16 protein-coding genes and 2 tRNA genes are annotated in these 18,166 nt (G+C 60.4%); 17 read left to right on the top strand and 1 reads right to left on the bottom strand.

Translation table 11 applies throughout. The features are described 5' to 3' along the window. The first annotated feature begins 22 nt into the window (after window positions 1–22). The 8 genes from grpE to L9B60_RS07615 all read left to right on the top strand — a co-directional run bounded on the left by grpE (window position 23) and on the right by L9B60_RS07615 (window position 10,673). A complete protein-coding gene (gene grpE, locus L9B60_RS07650) occupies window positions 23–748 on the top strand; it encodes a nucleotide exchange factor GrpE (protein ID WP_438866129.1) in 726 nt (241 codons plus the stop codon). A gap of 128 nt (window positions 749–876) precedes the next feature. Then, window positions 877–2,796 (top strand): molecular chaperone DnaK, encoded by a 1,920-nt coding sequence (dnaK, locus tag L9B60_RS07645; RefSeq protein WP_249677771.1) that lies wholly within the window; start codon window positions 877–879, stop codon window positions 2,794–2,796. Window positions 2,797–2,986: 190 nt separating this feature from the next. Next, window positions 2,987–4,111: a molecular chaperone DnaJ gene (gene dnaJ, locus L9B60_RS07640; protein WP_249677769.1), complete on the top strand. Its 1,125-nt coding sequence runs from the start codon at window positions 2,987–2,989 to the stop codon at window positions 4,109–4,111. A 9-nt stretch (window positions 4,112–4,120) separates the two neighbouring features. Further along, entirely contained in the window at window positions 4,121–4,927 is an 807-nt protein-coding gene (dapB, locus tag L9B60_RS07635) for a 4-hydroxy-tetrahydrodipicolinate reductase (RefSeq protein ID WP_249677767.1), read from the top strand. A gap of 353 nt (window positions 4,928–5,280) precedes the next feature. Continuing rightward, window positions 5,281–6,417, top strand: coding sequence for a glutamine-hydrolyzing carbamoyl-phosphate synthase small subunit (gene carA, locus L9B60_RS07630; protein ID WP_249677765.1), 1,137 nt, complete (start codon window positions 5,281–5,283; stop codon window positions 6,415–6,417). 137 nt (window positions 6,418–6,554) lie between these two features. Further along, complete coding sequence (gene carB / locus L9B60_RS07625) at window positions 6,555–9,776, top strand: carbamoyl-phosphate synthase large subunit (protein WP_249677763.1); 3,222 nt, start codon at window positions 6,555–6,557, stop codon at window positions 9,774–9,776. Then, window positions 9,773–10,249 carry a transcription elongation factor GreA gene (gene greA, locus L9B60_RS07620; protein ID WP_249677761.1) on the top strand — a complete coding sequence of 159 codons (477 nt, stop codon included), beginning with the start codon at window positions 9,773–9,775 and terminating at the stop codon, window positions 10,247–10,249. Before carB ends, greA begins: the two co-directional genes overlap by 4 nt. A 28-nt stretch (window positions 10,250–10,277) precedes the next feature. Then, entirely contained in the window at window positions 10,278–10,673 is a 396-nt protein-coding gene (locus L9B60_RS07615; protein WP_249677759.1) for an MFS transporter, read from the top strand. A 12-nt stretch (window positions 10,674–10,685) separates the two neighbouring features. Here the strand turns inward: L9B60_RS07615 and L9B60_RS07610 are convergent, their stop codons facing one another. After that, window positions 10,686–10,994 carry a YhbY family RNA-binding protein gene (locus L9B60_RS07610; RefSeq protein WP_249677757.1) on the bottom strand — a complete coding sequence of 103 codons (309 nt, stop codon included), beginning with the start codon at window positions 10,992–10,994 and terminating at the stop codon, window positions 10,686–10,688. A gap of 101 nt (window positions 10,995–11,095) precedes the next feature. Between L9B60_RS07610 and rlmE the strand changes: the two genes are divergently transcribed. From rlmE to rimP, 9 genes are all read left to right on the top strand, one after another. After that, window positions 11,096–11,725 carry a 23S rRNA (uridine(2552)-2'-O)-methyltransferase RlmE gene (gene rlmE / locus L9B60_RS07605; RefSeq protein WP_249677755.1) on the top strand — a complete coding sequence of 210 codons (630 nt, stop codon included), beginning with the start codon at window positions 11,096–11,098 and terminating at the stop codon, window positions 11,723–11,725. Window positions 11,726–11,943: 218 nt separating this feature from the next. Next, the gene (gene ftsH, locus L9B60_RS07600) at window positions 11,944–13,851 is read left to right on the top strand and encodes an ATP-dependent zinc metalloprotease FtsH (RefSeq protein ID WP_249677754.1); all 1,908 of its coding nucleotides are present in this window, start codon (window positions 11,944–11,946) and stop codon (window positions 13,849–13,851) included. Window positions 13,852–13,859: 8 nt separating this feature from the next. After that, entirely contained in the window at window positions 13,860–14,711 is an 852-nt protein-coding gene (gene folP, locus L9B60_RS07595) for a dihydropteroate synthase (protein WP_249677751.1), read from the top strand. Window positions 14,712–14,727: 16 nt separating this feature from the next. Further along, window positions 14,728–16,068: a phosphoglucosamine mutase gene (gene glmM, locus L9B60_RS07590; protein ID WP_249677749.1), complete on the top strand. Its 1,341-nt coding sequence runs from the start codon at window positions 14,728–14,730 to the stop codon at window positions 16,066–16,068. 66 nt (window positions 16,069–16,134) lie between these two features. Further along, window positions 16,135–16,887, top strand: a complete 753-nt coding sequence (gene tpiA, locus L9B60_RS07585) for a triose-phosphate isomerase (RefSeq protein ID WP_249677747.1) — start codon at window positions 16,135–16,137, stop codon at window positions 16,885–16,887. A gap of 4 nt (window positions 16,888–16,891) precedes the next feature. Next, window positions 16,892–17,275 carry a preprotein translocase subunit SecG gene (gene secG, locus L9B60_RS07580; RefSeq protein ID WP_249677745.1) on the top strand — a complete coding sequence of 128 codons (384 nt, stop codon included), beginning with the start codon at window positions 16,892–16,894 and terminating at the stop codon, window positions 17,273–17,275. Window positions 17,276–17,308: 33 nt separating this feature from the next. After that, a tRNA-Leu gene (locus tag L9B60_RS07575) sits at window positions 17,309–17,394 on the top strand. A gap of 95 nt (window positions 17,395–17,489) precedes the next feature. Beyond that, window positions 17,490–17,566 (top strand) — tRNA-Met (locus L9B60_RS07570). Window positions 17,567–17,707: 141 nt separating this feature from the next. After that, a complete protein-coding gene (gene rimP / locus L9B60_RS07565) occupies window positions 17,708–18,166 on the top strand; it encodes a ribosome maturation factor RimP (protein ID WP_249677743.1) in 459 nt (152 codons plus the stop codon).

Here is an 18,166-nt window from a genome sequence, read left to right as displayed (position 1 = left end):
AGTGTTTTATTTCCCGCTGACAATGCCCGGCCTTAGCTCGATTCGCTCGCACGCAGGCTTTTTTTATCGCGCTTGTGCAGGTAAGCGGCACAGATCTTCTCGCCGCAAGCCCTTGAACCCGGCAATTGCGACCCCATATAACGGGTCAGAAGCGCGAGTTGAGCTCGCAGACGAACTTGAAAGGAGAATATGCATGGCTGACGAACAGACTCTGGACGAACAGAACAAAGAAGCAACCCCGGCTGGCGACGAGGCAAACACTCGCATCCAGGCCCTGGAAGAACAGCTGGCTGCCGCTCAGGACCAATCGCTGCGCGTGGCGGCCGACCTGCAGAACGTGCGCCGCCGTGCCGAACAGGACGTGGAAAAGGCTCACAAGTTCGCCCTGGAGAAATTCGCTGGCGACCTGTTGCCGATCATCGATTCCCTGGAGCGCGGCCTTGAGCTGTCGAACCCGGACGACGAAAGCATCCGCCCGATGCGCGAAGGCATCGAGCTGACCCTCAAGATGTTCCAGGACACCCTGAAACGCTACAACCTGGAAGCCCTGGACCCGCACGGCGAGCCGTTCAATGCCGAGCACCACCAGGCGATGGCCATGCAGGAAAGCGCCGACGTCGAGCCCAACAGCGTGCTCAAGGTGTTCCAGAAGGGTTATGCGTTGAACGGTCGTTTGCTGCGCCCGGCCATGGTCGTGGTTAGCAAGGCCCCGGCGCCGGTTTCGCCGTCGATTGACGAGCAAGCTTGAAATATCTGTTAACGGGCGGCTTGAAATTTCATCTTCGGCCCCCATTTTGATGTCAAGCGTTTAAGTGCTACCGCAGTTAGCCACCACTGCTGCGGCAACCAAATCAAAAAGTTTCGGAGAGAGTGAACATGGGCAAGATTATCGGTATCGACCTGGGGACCACCAACTCGTGCGTCTCCATCCTCGAAAACGGCAACGTCAAAGTCATCGAGAACGCTGAAGGCGCGCGTACCACGCCGTCGATCGTCGCTTACGCCAACGATGGCGAGATCCTGGTCGGCCAATCCGCCAAGCGCCAGGCGGTGACCAACCCGCACAACACCCTGTACGCGGTAAAGCGTCTGATCGGCCGTCGTTTTGACGAAGAAGTCGTGCAGAAAGACATCCAGATGGTCCCTTACAAGATCGTCAAGGCTGACAACAACGACGCTTGGGTTGAAGTGAACGGCCAGAAAATGTCGCCGCCACAAATCTCGGCTGAAATCTTGAAAAAGATGAAGAAGACTGCCGAAGACTACCTGGGCGAAGCTGTGACGGAAGCGGTGATCACCGTTCCGGCCTACTTCAACGACAGCCAGCGTCAGGCGACCAAAGACGCCGGCCGCATCGCGGGCCTGGACGTTAAACGTATCATCAACGAACCTACCGCAGCCGCTCTGGCCTACGGCATGGACAAGGCCAAGGGCGATCACACCGTGATCGTTTATGACCTGGGTGGCGGTACCTTCGACGTTTCGGTCATCGAAATCGCTGAAGTCGACGGCGAGCACCAGTTTGAAGTGTTGGCCACCAACGGCGACACCTTCCTGGGTGGCGAAGACTTCGACATCCGCTTGATCGATTACCTCGTCGACGAGTTCAAGAAAGAAAGCGGCATGAACCTCAAAGGTGACCCGCTGGCCATGCAGCGCCTGAAAGAAGCCGCTGAAAAAGCCAAGATCGAGCTGTCTTCCAGCCTGCAGACCGACGTCAACCTGCCGTACATCACTGCAGACGCCACCGGTCCCAAGCACTTGAACGTGAAGATCTCCCGCGCCAAGCTGGAATCGCTGGTTGAAGACCTGGTCAAGCGCACCATCGAGCCTTGCCGCATTGCCCTGAAAGACTCGGGCATCGACGTTGGCGCGATCAACGACGTGATCCTGGTAGGCGGCCAAACCCGTATGCCGCTGGTTCAGAAAGCCGTTACTGACTTCTTCGGTAAAGAAGCCCGTAAAGACGTGAACCCGGACGAAGCCGTTGCCATGGGTGCTGCCATCCAAGGCGCCGTGTTGGCTGGCGACGTGAAAGACGTACTGCTGCTGGACGTTAGCCCGCTGACCCTGGGTATCGAAACCATGGGTGGCGTGATGACCGCGCTGATCGAGAAAAACACCACGATTCCTACCAAGAAATCGCAAGTGTTCTCGACCGCCGATGACAACCAGGGCGCCGTGACCATCCACGTGCTGCAAGGTGAGCGCAAGCAAGCCGGTCAGAACAAGTCCTTGGGCAAGTTCGACCTGGCCGAGATTCCACCAGCACCCCGTGGCGTGCCACAAATCGAAGTGACCTTCGACATCGACGCCAACGGCATCCTGCACGTAGGCGCCAAGGACAAGGCCACCGGCAAGACTCAGTCCATCGTGATCAAGGCCAACTCCGGTCTGTCCGAGGAAGAAATTCAGCAGATGATTCGTGACGCTGAAACCAACGCTGACGAAGACCGCAAGTTCGAAGAACTGGCCGCTGCACGCAACCAGGGTGATGCCCTGGTGCACTCGACTCGCAAAATGATCACCGACGCGGGCGACAAAGTCACCGCCGAAGAGAAAACCGCGATCGAAGCCGCGCTGGTTGCCCTGGAAGCCGCTGTGAAAGGCGACGACAAGGCGACCATCGACGCCAAGGTTGAAGAGCTGTCCAAAGTGTCGGCCCCTGTCGCTCAGAAAATGTACGCCGAGCAGGCAGAGAAGCCGGAAGGCGCTGCGGCCCAGCCTGCTGAAGAAGCCGGCAAGCACGACGACGTTGTCGATGCCGAGTTCGAAGAAGTCAAAGACCACAAGTAATCACTGCTTGTTGGTCGGCCGGTTGACCGCCGCTAGGCGGTCACTGGTAGGATGTCGCCGCGCGGGGGCTTGCTCCCGCGTTGGCGTGTCTGGAATACACGAATTTTTACAGCATGCGACAACGTCGGGTGCTGTCGGCACGGTCAGTAGCCCTTGAGCGTTCTGACGTCCTGAAGAGTGCAAATGACTTATGGCAAAGCGTGATTATTACGAGGTTCTGGGGGTGGAGCGTGGCTCCAGTGAAGCTGACCTCAAAAAGGCCTATCGCCGCCTGGCGATGAAGCATCACCCGGACCGCAACCCGGACAACAAGGAATCGGAAGAAGCCTTCAAGGAAGCCAACGAGGCTTACGAAGTGCTGTCCGATGCCAGCAAGCGCGCCTCCTATGACCAATACGGCCATGCGGGCGTCGACCCAAGCATGGGCGGCGGCGGTGGCGGTTTTGGCGGCGCGAACTTCTCCGACATTTTCGGCGACGTGTTCAGCGACTTCTTTGGCGGTGGCCGCGGTGGCCAGCGTGGCGGTGCCCAGCGCGGCAGCGACTTGCGCTACACCCTGGAACTGAACCTGGAAGAGGCCGTGCGCGGCACCACCGTCAGCATTCGCGTGCCGACGCTGGTCAACTGCAAGCCATGCGATGGCTCGGGCGCCAAGAAAGGCTCCGCGCCGATCACTTGCCCAACCTGCGGCGGTATCGGCCAGGTGCGCATGCAGCAAGGTTTCTTCTCGGTGCAGCAAACCTGCCCGCGCTGCCATGGCCAGGGCAAGATCATTTCCGACCCGTGCGATTCGTGCCACGGCGAAGGCCGCGTCGAAGAATACAAGACCCTGTCGGTCAAGGTGCCTGCGGGCGTCGACACCGGTGACCGCATTCGCCTGTCGGGCGAGGGCGAGGCGGGCACCCAGGGTGGCCCGACGGGCGATCTGTACGTGGTGATCAACGTGCGCGAGCACGACATCTTCCAGCGTGACGGCAAGCATCTGTACTGCGAAGTGCCGATCAGCTACACCGACGCGGCCCTGGGCGGCGAGTTGGAAGTGCCGACCCTGGATGGCCGGGTCAAGCTGAAGATCCCCGAAGGCACTCAAACCGGCAAGCAGTTCCGTTTGCGCGGCAAGGGCGTGGCCCCGGTGCGTGGCGGTGGTGCGGGCGACCTGATGTGCCGCGTGGCCGTCGAAACCCCGGTCAACCTGAGCCGTCGTCAGCGCGAGCTGCTCGAAGAGTTTCGCGCTTCCCTGGAAGGCGATACCTCGCATTCGCCCAAGGCCAATGGTTGGTTCGAAGGCGTGAAGCGTTTCTTCGGCGATTTGTAAGGAGCACGCATGAGACGTATCGCGGTGATGGGCGCTGCCGGGCGCATGGGCAAGATCCTGGTCGAGGCCGTGCAGCAGCGCGCGCCCCTGGCTGGGCTGACGGCGGCGATCGTTCGCCCAGGCAGCACGCTGATCGGCGTCGATGCCGGCGAGCTGGCTTCGCTGGGGCGCATCGGCGTGCCGTTGTCGGGCAACCTTGAGCAGGTGGCTGACGAGTTCGATCTGTTGATCGACTTCACGCTGCCCGACGTGATGCTGCATAACCTGGCGTTCTGCCGCAAGGCGGGCAAGGCCATGGTCATTGGCACCACCGGCTTGAATGCCGAGCAGAAGCACTTGCTGGCCGAGGCGGGCAAGGACATCCCGATCGTCTTCGCGTCCAACTTCAGTGTGGGCGTGAACCTGTCGTTCAAGCTGCTGGACATGGCGGCGCGGGTGATGGGTGAGGATGCCGACATCGAGATCATCGAGGCGCATCACCGCCACAAGGTCGACGCGCCCTCGGGCACGGCGGTGAGCATGGGTGAAGTGATCGCCAGTGCGCTGGGCCGTGACCTGGGCAAAGTAGCCGTTTACGGCCGCGAAGGGCATACCGGTGCGCGCGAACGTGAAACCATCGGTTTCGCCACCGTGCGCGGCGGTGACGTGGTGGGCGACCACACCGTGCTGTTCGCCGCCGAAGGCGAGCGCCTGGAGATCACCCACAAGGCCAGCAGCCGCATGACCTTCGCCAAGGGCGCGGTGCGTGCCGCGCTGTGGCTCGATGGCAAGCCTGCGGGGCTGTACAACATGCAGGATGTGCTCGACCTGCACTGAAAATGCATTTCCCGGTAGGGGCGGATTCATCCGCGAACGGCACGCCACGGTCTATCTGATGCACCTGGGCGTACTTTTCGCGGATAAATCCGCTTCTATGGGCGTATTGCGCGTATAATGCGCGCCGCAAAGTCCCGTTTTACCCCGCCTCGCGATCCCTTGTCGCATTCCTCTGCCTTTCAGGCTCAATGGCGGTAGATAAAAAAATCATTTTTCTGTAAGCTACAGCTTTAGTGTGTCCACTAAAAGCGCGCAGATAATTCGATGAAGAAGCGGGGTGACGTGTCTATACGTCATTCCGCTTTTTTACAACCTGCGATTGCCCTTTCAGGCTTTATTTACGGGAGGTCTTCTTGACTAAGCCAGCCATACTCGCCCTTGCTGATGGCAGCATTTTTCGCGGTGAAGCCATTGGAGCCGACGGTCAAACCGTTGGTGAGGTGGTGTTCAACACCGCAATGACCGGCTATCAGGAAATCCTTACCGATCCTTCCTATGCCCAACAGATCGTTACCCTGACCTACCCGCACATCGGCAATACCGGTACTACACCGCAAGACGCCGAGTCTGGCCGTGTATGGTCCGCTGGCCTGGTTATCCGTGACCTGCCGCTGGTTGCCAGCAACTGGCGCAACACGATGTCGCTGTCCGACTACCTGAAGGCCAACAACGTGGTGGCCATCGCCGGTATCGACACCCGTCGCCTGACCCGCATCCTGCGTGAGAAAGGCGCACAAAATGGCTGCATCATGGCCGGCGACAACATTTCCGAAGAAGCGGCCATCGCCGCGGCTCGCGGCTTTCCAGGCCTCAAAGGCATGGACCTGGCCAAGGAAGTCAGCACCAAGGAAAGCTACCAGTGGCGCTCCAGTGTCTGGAACCTGGCCACCGACAGCCACCCGGACATCGCCGACAGCGAACTGCCTTACCACGTGGTGGCCTACGATTACGGCGTCAAGCTGAACATCCTGCGCATGCTGGTAGAGCGCGGTTGCCGCCTGACCGTGGTACCGGCGCAAACGCCTGCCAAAGACGTACTGGCGCTCAAGCCTGACGGCGTGTTCCTGTCCAACGGCCCGGGCGACCCCGCGCCATGCGACTACGCTATCCAGGCGATCAAGGACGTGCTGGAAACCGAGATCCCGGTGTTCGGTATCTGCCTGGGTCACCAGCTGCTGGCCCTGGCCTCCGGCGCCCAGACCGTCAAGATGGGCCACGGCCACCACGGTGCCAACCACCCGGTGCAAGACCTGGACACGGGCGTGGTGATGATCACCAGCCAGAACCACGGTTTCGCGGTAGACGAGGCGACCCTGCCAAGTAACGTGCGGGCGATCCACAAGTCGCTGTTCGACGGTACCCTGCAGGGCATCGAGCGCACCGACAAGAGCGCGTTCAGCTTCCAGGGCCACCCTGAAGCGAGCCCAGGCCCCAATGATGTGGCGCCGCTGTTCGACCGCTTTATCGATGCCATGGCCAAGCGCCGCTGATACACGGCCTCGTAAAGCTAACGCGCGCCGAGGCGGGCCCCGGAACACCGGAATGAGCCCCCACGGCGCCGCCAACGAATGTTTAAGCCGGCACCTCCATACAGCTGCCGACTGACTTGCGGACTTGAGTGACAACCATGCCAAAACGTACAGACATAAAAAGTATCCTGATTCTCGGCGCCGGCCCTATCGTCATCGGCCAGGCCTGTGAATTCGACTACTCCGGCGCCCAGGCCTGCAAAGCCCTGCGCGAAGAGGGTTACCGCGTCATCCTGGTGAACTCCAACCCGGCCACCATCATGACCGACCCGGCCATGGCCGACGCCACCTACATCGAGCCGATCAAGTGGCAGACCGTTGCCAAGATCATCGAAGCCGAGCGCCCGGACGCGCTGCTGCCGACCATGGGTGGCCAGACCGCCCTGAACTGCGCCCTGGACCTGGAGCGCGAAGGCGTTCTGGAAAAGTTCGGCGTGGAAATGATCGGTGCCAACGCCGACACCATCGACAAGGCTGAAGACCGTTCGCGTTTCGACAAGGCGATGAAATCCATCGGCCTGGCGTGCCCGCGCTCCGGTATCGCCCACACCATGGAAGAGGCCAGCGCGGTCCTCGAGACCCTGGGCTTCCCATGCATCATCCGCCCCTCGTTCACCATGGGCGGCACCGGTGGTGGTATCGCCTACAACCGTGAAGAGTTCGAAGAAATCTGCGCCCGTGGCCTGGACTTGTCGCCAACCAAAGAGCTGCTGATCGACGAATCGCTGATTGGTTGGAAAGAGTACGAGATGGAGGTGGTCCGCGACAAAAAGGACAACTGCATCATCGTCTGCTCCATCGAGAACTTCGACCCGATGGGCGTGCACACCGGTGACTCGATCACCGTGGCACCGGCGCAAACCCTGACCGACAAGGAATACCAGATCCTGCGTAACGCCTCCCTGGCGGTACTGCGCGAGATCGGCGTGGAAACCGGCGGCTCGAACGTACAGTTCGGCATCTGCCCGGACACCGGCCGCATGGTTGTGATCGAGATGAACCCGCGGGTATCGCGTTCCTCGGCACTGGCTTCCAAGGCCACCGGTTTCCCGATCGCCAAGGTCGCGGCCAAGCTGGCCGTGGGTTACACCCTGGACGAGCTGCAAAACGACATCACCGGCGGCAAGACCCCGGCGTCGTTCGAACCGTCCATCGACTACGTCGTGACCAAGCTGCCACGTTTTGCCTTCGAGAAATTCCCGAAAGCCGACGCGCGCCTGACCACCCAGATGAAGTCGGTGGGTGAAGTCATGGCCATCGGCCGGACCTTCCAGGAATCCCTGCAAAAAGCCCTGCGTGGCCTGGAAGTGGGCGTTTGCGGCCTGGACCCTAAAGTCGAGCCAAGCAACCCCGAGTTCCACAGCATCCTCAAGCGCGAGCTGACCGTGCCGGGCGCCGAGCGCATCTGGTACGTGGCCGACGCCTTCCGCGCCGGCATGACGTGCGATGAAATCTTCAAGCTGACCATGATCGACCACTGGTTCCTGGTGCAGATCGAAGACCTGATCAAGGAAGAAGAGCGCGTCAAGACCTTGGGCCTGGCCGATATCGACAAGAGCCTGATGTTCCGCCTCAAGCGCAAGGGCTTCTCTGACCAGCGTTTGGCCAAGCTGCTGGGCGTGACCGACAAGAACCTGCGCCGTCACCGCCACAAGCTGGAGATCTTCCCGGTCTACAAGCGCGTTGACACCTGCGCCGCCGAGTTCGCCACCGACACCGCCTACCTGTACTCCACGTACGAGGAAGAGTGCGAGGCCAACCCGTCGACCCGCGACAAGATCATGATCCTGGGCGGTGGCCCGAACCGTATCGGCCAAGGCATCGAGTTCGACTACTGCTGCGTGCACGCGGCCCTGGCGTTGCGTGAAGATGGTTACGAAACCATCATGGTCAACTGCAACCCGGAAACCGTGTCCACCGACTACGACACTTCCGACCGCCTGTACTTCGAGCCGTTGACCCTGGAAGACGTGCTGGAAGTGGTGCGCGTCGAGAAGCCTAAAGGCGTGATCGTGCAGTACGGCGGCCAAACCCCGCTGAAACTGGCTCGCGCCCTGGAAGAAGCCGGCGTGCCGATCATCGGTACCAGCCCTGACTCCATCGACCGTGCCGAAGACCGTGAGCGCTTCCAGCAGATGGTTCAGCGCCTGAACCTGCTGCAGCCGCCGAACGCTACCGTGCGCAGCGAAGAAGAAGCCATCCGCGCCGCTGGTGTGATTGGCTACCCGCTGGTGGTTCGCCCGTCCTACGTGCTGGGTGGCCGCGCCATGGAGATCGTCTACGAGCTGGACGAACTCAAGCGCTACCTGCGTGAAGCGGTGCAAGTGTCCAACGACAGCCCGGTGCTGCTGGACCACTTCCTCAACTGCGCCATCGAGATGGACGTGGATGCGGTGTGCGACGGTACCGACGTAGTCATCGGCGCGATCATGCAACACATCGAGCAGGCCGGCGTTCACTCCGGTGACTCGGCGTGCTCCCTGCCGCCGTACTCGCTGCCTGCCCACGTGCAGGACGAAGTGCGCGAACAGGTCAAGAAAATGGCCCTGGAGCTGGGCGTTATCGGCCTGATGAACGTGCAGTTGGCCCTGCAGGGCGACAAGATCTACGTGATCGAAGTCAACCCGCGCGCCTCGCGTACCGTGCCGTTCGTGTCCAAGTGCATCGGTGTTTCCCTGGCCATGATCGCTGCCCGCGTGATGGCCGGCAAAACCCTGAAGGAGCTGGGCTTCACCAAAGAAATCATCCCTAACTTCTACAGCGTGAAAGAGGCGGTGTTCCCGTTCGCCAAATTCCCTGGCGTAGACCCGATCCTGGGCCCAGAGATGAAGTCCACCGGTGAAGTGATGGGCGTGGGTGACACCTTCGGCGAAGCGTTCGCCAAGGCCCAGATGGGCGCCAGCGAAGTGCTGCCCACCGGCGGTACCGCGTTCATCAGCGTGCGCGACGACGACAAGCCCCTGGTGGCTGGCGTTGCCCGCGACCTGATCGCCCTGGGCTTTGAAGTGGTGGCCACTGCCGGCACCGCTCGCGTCATCGAAGAAGCCGGCCTGAAAGTACGCCGTGTGAACAAAGTGACCGAAGGCCGCCCGCACGTGGTCGACATGATCAAGAACGACGAAGTCACCTTGATCATCAACACCACCGAAGGCCGTCAGTCGATTGCTGACTCCTACTCCATCCGTCGCAATGCGCTGCAGCACAAGATCTACTGCACCACTACCATTGCCGCGGGCGAAGCGATCTGCGAAGCGTTGAAGTTCGGCCCTGAAAAAACCGTGCGCCGCTTGCAAGATCTCCACGCAGGGCTGAATGCATGACTAAATACCCAATGACTGTCCAGGGCGCGCGCGCCCTGGAAGAAGAGCACGCGCACCTGACCAAGGTGGTGCGCCCCAAGCTCAGCCAGGACATCGGCACGGCGCGTGAACTGGGCGACTTGAAAGAGAACGCCGAGTACCACGCTGCCCGCGAGCAGCAAGGCATGGTCGAAGCGCGTATTCGTGACATCGAAGGCCGCCTGCAGAACGCAGTGGTCATCGACGTCACCACCATTGCCCACACCGGCAAGGTGATCTTCGGCACCACGGTCGAGATCGCGAACGTCGAAACCGACGAGCGCGTGAAGTACCAGATCGTGGGTGAAGACGAAGCCGACATCAAAGCTGGCAAGCTTTCCGTTGGCTCGCCCATCGCCCGTGCCTTGATTGCCAAGGAAGAAGGCGATGTGGTGGTGGTCAAGACCCCGAGTGGGGTGATCGAGTACGAGATTGTCGAAGTCAGCCACATTTAACCGTCGTCGCCCGCTTCAGGCGGGCGCGGTGGTCTGGCAGCTGGCCCAGGTACTCTGGGTCGGCAGCCTGTGGATGCTGCATTTTGGCTTGATGCCGGTGCTCGGGCACGTGGGGCTGGCGCCGATGTTGATTGACGACATCTCGGCGCAGGTCGGTGGCCTGATCATCGGTTTTGCGGCGTTTTGTGGGTTCTTGCAGATGCTGGTGCTGTTGCAGGCCGAAGGCCTGGGCAGCGTGTGGCGAGATACACGGGGGCAGTTGCTGCTGATCGTGCTGGGGGCTTGCGCGGTTTACTTCGCCTTGCACCTGGGTTCGCTGCAGGCTGAGCGCTGGCAGCTATTCTGCTACCTGGTACTGGGCCTTAGCGGCCTGTTGCTGGTGCTGCAGTCGGTTCCGGGCAGGGCGCGCCAGGCGCGCCACTGAACGGAGCGAACATCACTTGAAGCGATGGATGTTCGACAGCTGCTTGTTAGGCTGCGGGTTACGGCGGTAGATCAACGCTTTCTTGCCGATGGTCTGCACCAGTTCGGCGCGGCCTGCCTTGCACAGTTCTGCGATGGCGGCGGCACGTGCTTCGCGATCTTCGGAGCGAATCTCGACCTTGATCAACTCGTGATCGACCAGTGCGCGCTCAAGTTCGACGAGAACGCCTTCAGTCAGGCCATTGCCTGCCACAATAAGAACTGGTTTCAGATCGTGGCCAATGGATTTGTACTGTTTCTTCTGCTCGTTAGTGAGCGGCATAATCTGACCTTTTGTTTAGATTTTGCAAAAATGGCGGCCATTTTACCTGAGGGCCCGTGGATCCGCCCAATTAATCACGACCCTTATCATCGAGGTGCCCAATGGCGCGTTCCAAGACAAGCCTTGGTTGGCTGAAAGAACATTTCAACGATCCGTACGTCAAAAAGGCACAAAAGGACGGTTACCGCTCGCGTGCGAGCTACAAATTGCTTGAGATCCAGGAAAAGTACCGTTTGATCCGCCCTGGCATGAGCGTGATCGACCTGGGCGCGGCACCGGGCGGGTGGTCGCAGGTGACCAGTCGTCTGATTGGTGGCCAGGGCCGCCTGATCGCTTCCGACATCCTGGAAATGGACAGCATCCCTGACGTGACCTTCATTCAGGGCGACTTTACCGAAGACGCCGTGCTGACGCAGATCCTCGAGGCCGTCGGTAATTCGCACGTTGACCTTGTGATTTCGGATATGGCCCCCAATATGAGTGGTACGCCTGAAGTAGACATGCCCAAGGCCATGTTTCTTTGCGAGCTGGCCCTTGATCTGGCTGAGCGGGTGCTCAAGCCCGGTGGTGACTTTGTAATCAAGATTTTTCAGGGCGAAGGGTTCGACCAATACCTGAAGGACACCCGCAAGAAGTTCGACAAGCTGATCATGCTCAAGCCGGACTCTTCACGGGACCGCTCCCGCGAGCAATACATGCTGGGGCGTGGTTACAAGGGCAGGGGCGAGTAAAGGGTAGATAGGGCAGTTGGCAGGGTACCCGATAGTTTTTTCCAATTGGGCGCCCTGACTGCCTGGGATGAACATTGTGTAGTCTTGTTTCACAAAGGGTTACAGACGGCTCCTGCAGACTTGTAGGGAATGTAGTAAGTTAAGCCGGTGATTATCATGCGAAGCACGCCTGCGCGGGTTGCGGGTAGCAGGCTTCAGAGGGTAGCGAATTGAACGATATGGCAAAGAATCTGATCCTGTGGTTGATCATCGCAGCTGTCCTGGTGACAGTGATGAACAACTTCTCAAGCCCCAATGAGCCTCAGACCCTCAACTATTCCGACTTCATCCAGCAAGTGAAGGATGGCAAGGTCGAGAAAATTACCGTGGATGGCGCTGTCATCACCGGCAAGCGCAACGATGGCGACAGCTTCAAGACCATCCGTCCGAATATTGCCGACAACGGCCTGATCGGCGACCTGGTCGACAACCACGTTACCGTGGAAGGCAAGCAGCCTGAGCAGCAAAGCATCTGGACCCAGCTATTGGTGGCCAGCTTCCCGATCCTGGTGATCATCGCGGTGTTCATGTTCTTCATGCGCCAGATGCAGGGAGGGGCGGGCGGCAAGGGCGGGCCGATGAGCTTCGGCAAGAGCAAGGCGCGACTGCTGTCCGAAGACCAGGTGAAAACGACATTGGCTGACGTTGCCGGGTGCGACGAGGCCAAGGAAGAGGTGGGCGAGCTGGTCGAGTTCCTGCGCGACCCAGGCAAGTTCCAGCGCCTGGGTGGGCGAATTCCGCGCGGCGTGCTGATGGTTGGCCCGCCAGGTACCGGTAAAACCCTGTTGGCCAAGGCCATCGCGGGCGAAGCCAAGGTGCCGTTCTTCACCATTTCCGGTTCCGACTTCGTGGAAATGTTCGTCGGTGTCGGCGCCAGCCGTGTGCGCGACATGTTCGAACAGGCCAAGAAGCACGCCCCGTGCATCATCTTCATCGACGAAATCGATGCCGTGGGTCGCCATCGTGGCGGCGGCATGGGTGGTGGTCACGACGAGCGCGAACAAACCCTCAACCAGTTGCTGGTAGAGATGGACGGTTTCGAGATGAATGACGGCATCATCGTCATCGCCGCGACCAACCGCCCGGACGTGCTCGACCCTGCGTTGCTGCGCCCGGGCCGTTTCGACCGCCAGGTGGTGGTCGGCCTGCCAGACATTCGTGGTCGCGAGCAGATCCTTAAAGTTCACATGCGCAAAGCGCCATTGGGTGACGACGTCAACCCGGCGGTCATTGCCCGTGGTACCCCGGGTTTCTCCGGTGCCGACTTGGCCAACCTGGTCAACGAAGCCTCGCTGTTCGCTGCCCGCAATGGCAAGCGCATCGTCGAGATGAAGGAATTCGAGCTGGCCAAAGACAAGATCATGATGGGCGCTGAGCGCAAGACCATGGTCATGTCCGAGAAAGAGAAGCAGAACACTGCGTATCACGAAGCTGGCCATGCCATCGTCGGTCGCGTGGTGCCCGAGCACGATCCGGTCTACAAGGTGTCCATCATCCCGCGCGGTCGTGCGTTGGGCGTGACCATGTTCCTGCCGGAAGAGGACCGCTACAGCCTGTCCAAGCGCGCGCTGATCAGCCAGATCTGCTCGCTGTACGGCGGCCGTATCGCTGAAGAGATGACCCTGGGTTTTGACGGCGTTACCACCGGTGCCTCCAACGACATCATGCGGGCCAGCCAGATCGCCCGCAACATGGTGACCAAATGGGGCCTGTCCGAGAAGCTCGGCCCGTTGCTGTACGCAGAAGACGAAGACCAGGTATTCCTGGGCCGTGGTGGCAGTTCGGGTAATGCCAGCGTTTCCGGCGAAACCGCCAAGCTGATCGACTCCGAAGTGCGCAGCATCATCGACCAGTGCTATGGCACCGCCAAGCAGATCCTGACCGACAACCGCGACAAGCTCGACGCCATGGCGGACGCGCTGATGAAGTATGAAACCATCGATGCCGATCAGATCGACGACATCATGGCGGGCCGTACGCCTCGCGAACCTCGCGATTGGTCGGGCGGTTCGGGTTCTGCAGGCACGCCCGTAGCTCAGGGTGATCGCCCAGAGAGCCCGATCGGCGGCCCCGCAGCTCAACTTTAAGGTTTGTCATGACATCAAAGCAGTACCCAACCCGGTTGCCTTGCGGCAACCGGGTTCTTGATTTGGCCCAGACGCATGTCATGGGTATCCTCAATGTCACCCCCGATTCCTTTTCCGATGGCGGCCGCTTCAACCAGGTCGACGTCGCGTTGCGTCATGCGGCCGAGATGGTCGCGGCCGGCGCCACGCTGATCGATATCGGCGGCGAGTCCACTCGGCCCGGTGCCAGGGTGGTTTCCCCGCTTGAAGAGCTGGAGCGCGTGGCGCCGGTGGTCGAAGCCATCAGCCGCGAACTCGACGTGATCATTTCGGTGGACACCTCCACGCCTGCGGTAATGCGCGAGAGCGCGCGCCTGGGCGCCGGGCTGATCAACGACGTGCGTTCGCTGCAGCGCGACGGTGCCCTGGACGCGGCGGCGGCCTCTGGCCTGCCGGTGTGCCTGATGCACATGCTCGGCGAGCCGGGTGATATGCAAGACAACCCCCACTATGACGACCTGGTCGGCGAGGTGACGGGGTTCCTGGCCGAGCGCATGCAGGTGTGCGCGGCGGCGGGTATCCCCGCCGAGCGCATCATCCTTGACCCCGGTTTCGGTTTTGCCAAGACCCACGCGCACAACCTCAGCCTGTTCAAGCATATGCAGGCCCTGGATGCCCTGGGTTGCCCGCTGCTGGTGGGTGTGTCACGCAAGAGCATCGTCGGCCAGGCCTTGGGCAAGCCGGTGTCTGAGCGCCTGTACGGCAGCCTGGCACTGGCAGCGTTGGCGATGTTCAAGGGCGCGAAGATCCTGCGCGTCCACGATGTGGCCGAGACGGTCGATGTGGTTCGCATGATTGCAGCGGTCAACGCCGCCCAATAAGAATGATGGAGTAGTTATGACTAGAAAGTATTTTGGTACCGACGGTATCCGTGGTCGTGTCGGCGAGTATCCGATCACTCCTGATTTCATGCTCAAGCTGGGCTGGGCCGCCGGCATGGCGTTCCGCCGCATGGGCGCTTGCCGCATCCTGGTGGGCAAGGACACGCGCATCTCCGGCTACATGTTCGAGTCGGCCCTGGAGGCCGGCCTGTCTGCCGCCGGTGCCGACGTGATGCTGCTGGGCCCGATGCCCACGCCAGGCATTGCCTACCTCACGCGCACTTTCCACGCCGAAGCCGGCATCGTCATCAGTGCCTCGCACAACCCGCACCATGACAACGGCATCAAGTTCTTCTCGGGCCAGGGCACCAAGCTGCCAGACGCCATCGAGAAAATGATCGAAGAGCTGCTGGACGCGCCCATGACCGTGGCCGAGTCGAGCAAGCTGGGCAAGGTGTCGCGCATCAATGACGCGGCCGGTCGCTACATCGAGTTCTGCAAGGCCAGCGTGCCCACCAGCACCGACTTCGCCGGCCTCAAGCTGGTGATCGACTGCGCCCACGGTGCCACCTACAAGATCGCGCCCAATGTGTTCCGCGAGCTGGGCGCCGAAGTGACCGTGCTGTCGGCCCAGCCCGACGGCCTGAACATCAATGACAACTGCGGCTCCACCCACATGGAGGCTTTGCAGGCCGCTGTGCTGATTGGTCATGCCGACATGGGCATCGCCTTCGACGGTGACGGCGATCGCGTACTGATGGTCGACCACACCGGCGCCATCGTCGACGGTGACGAGTTGCTGTTCATCATCGCCCGTGACCTGCACGAGCGCGGCAAACTCGATGGCGGCGTGGTCGGTACCCTGATGAGCAACCTGGGCCTGGAGCTGGCCTTGGACGAGCTGAAGATACCGTTCACTCGCGCCAATGTTGGCGACCGCTACGTGATGGCGCAGCTGCAAGAGCGTGACTGGAAGCTCGGTGGCGAGAACTCCGGGCACATCGTGTGCTGCCAGCATGCCACCACGGGTGACGCGATCATCGCGTCCCTGCAGGTGCTGCTGGCCCTCAAGCGCCGTGGCGAAACATTGGCCCACGCGCGCCACGGCCTGCACAAGTGCCCTCAGGTGCTGGTGAATGTCCGTTTTGCCGGCGGCGACGTAAACCCGGTCGAGCACCCGGCGGTCAAGGAGGCGTGCGCGCGCGTCACCGAGGCCATGGCGGGGCGCGGTCGCGTGCTGCTGCGCAAGTCCGGCACCGAGCCGTTGGTGCGGGTGATGGTGGAGGGCGACGACGAAATGGTGGTCAAGCGCTACGCCGACGAACTGGCAAAACTGGTGAGTGAAGTTTGCGGTTGATTTTGGCTTGCCAGCCATCGTTGCGTTGGGTAACATCTGCGCCCACTTTGACCGACGAGGTAGAGCATGCGTCGCACTATGGTAGCTGGTAACTGGAAGATGCACGGTACCCGCGCCAGCGTTGCTGAGCTGCTCCAAGGGCTGCGTAACATGGCCCTGCCTGGCGGTGTCGATGTCGCGGTCTTCCCGCCAAGCCTGTTCATCAATCAAGTGATTGATGGCCTGCAAGGCAAGTCGATCGCCACGGGTGCACAGAATAGCGCGGTGCAGGCCGAGCAAGGCGCGTTGACCGGTGAAGTCTCGCCGGCGCAACTGGCTGATGCAGGTTGCTCCCTGGTGCTGGTGGGCCATTCCGAGCGTCGCCTCATGGGCGAGACCGACGAAATGCTCATCAGCAAGTTCAAGGCAGCCCAGGCTTGCGGTGTGAAGCCGGTGTTGTGCATAGGGGAAACCCTGGCAGAGCGCGAGGCTGGCAAGACCCTCGAAGTGGTCGGGCATCAGCTCGGCAGCGTCATCGAGGCGTTGGGTGTAGAAGCTTTCGTCAACGCGGTTATCGCTTACGAGCCAGTTTGGGCGATCGGTACCGGGCTGACGGCCACGCCGCAGCAAGCGCAGGATGTGCACGCAGCCATTCGCGCACAGCTCGCGGCAAAGAATGCAGAAGTCGCGCTCAATGCGCAGCTTCTATACGGCGGCAGCGTGAAGGCGGCCAATGCGGCCGAACTGTTCGGCATGCCGGATATCGATGGGGGGCTCATTGGTGGAGCTTCCCTGAATGCAGATGAGTTCGGTGCGATCATTCGCGCCGCGGGAAACTGAGAAAATGCTGGAAACAGTCGTAGTCGTGTTTCATCTGCTGGGTGCACTGGGCGTAGTTGCTCTGGTTTTGCTGCAGCAGGGTAAAGGTGCGGATGCTGGCGCGTCTTTCGGAGCAGGTGCTTCAAATACTGTGTTCGGAAGCCAAGGTTCCTCTACCTTTCTTAGTAAGTTTACTGCTATACTTGCCGCAGGTTTTTTCATAACCAGCTTGGGGTTAGGTTACTTTGCTAAAGAGAAAGCTCACCAGCTGACTCAAGTAGGTTTGCCAACACCAGCAGTGATTGAAGCACCAAAGCAAAAGCCGGCGACAGATGATGTTCCGGTGCTTAACGAGCAAAAGACTGACGTGAATACCACTGACGTACCTCCAGCTCAAGAGCAAAAATGATTCTCAGGAATCATGGGTTTCAAATGTAGTTTTGCCGAGGTGGTGGAATTGGTAGACACGCAACCTTGAGGTGGTTGTGCCCATAGGGTGTAGGGGTTCGAGTCCCCTTCTCGGTACCAATTATCAGGAGAGCCCGCAGTAGCGGGCTTTCTTGTCGGTGGAGGTTAGATTGACCCCGCAAAGGATCAGTCGTATACTTTTGCCCCAGCTTTGTCGCGGGATGGAGCAGTCTGGTAGCTCGTCGGGCTCATAACCCGAAGGTCGTTGGTTCAAATCCAGCTCCCGCAACCAGTTTTAGCAGAGCCCCTTGTTAGGGGCTTTTTGTTAGCTGGACACTTTATAGCGCCGCTTTCGACGGCGTTTCAGGGATGGGCGCTTCGCCCATTTTTTTTTATTCGCACAGCATGCACAAACATGCACGAGGGGGTTCAGGTGTCGAGCAAGCTAGAACAGTTGCAGGCCTTGCTGGCCCCGGTGGTCGTGGCCCTTGGCTATGAATGCTGGGGTATCGAGTTTTCGGCTCAAGGTCGCCACTCACTGTTGCGCGTTTATATCGATAAGGAAGGCGGTGTTCTGGTAGACGACTGCGCAATCGTCAGTCGCCAGATCAGCGGTATTCTGGATGTGGAAGATCCCATTGCCTCCGAATACACCCTTGAAGTTTCTTCTCCTGGCATGGAACGCCCGCTGTTCACTCTTGAACAGTTTGCCGCGCATGTCGGGGAACAAGTGAAGATCAAGCTGCGCTCGCCCTTCGAGGGCCGTCGCAACTTTCAGGGCCTTCTCCGCGGGGTGGAGGAGCAGGACATCGTGGTGCAGGTTGAAGACCATGAGTTCCTGTTGCCGATCGATTTGATCGACAAGGCCAACATTATTCCCAGTTTTGACTGA

Origin of the sequence: Pseudomonas abieticivorans, from assembly GCF_023509015.1 — a bacterium.
Lineage (GTDB): Bacteria > Pseudomonadota > Gammaproteobacteria > Pseudomonadales > Pseudomonadaceae > Aquipseudomonas > Aquipseudomonas abieticivorans.
This window is presented reverse-complemented; position numbering and strand designations above follow the sequence as displayed.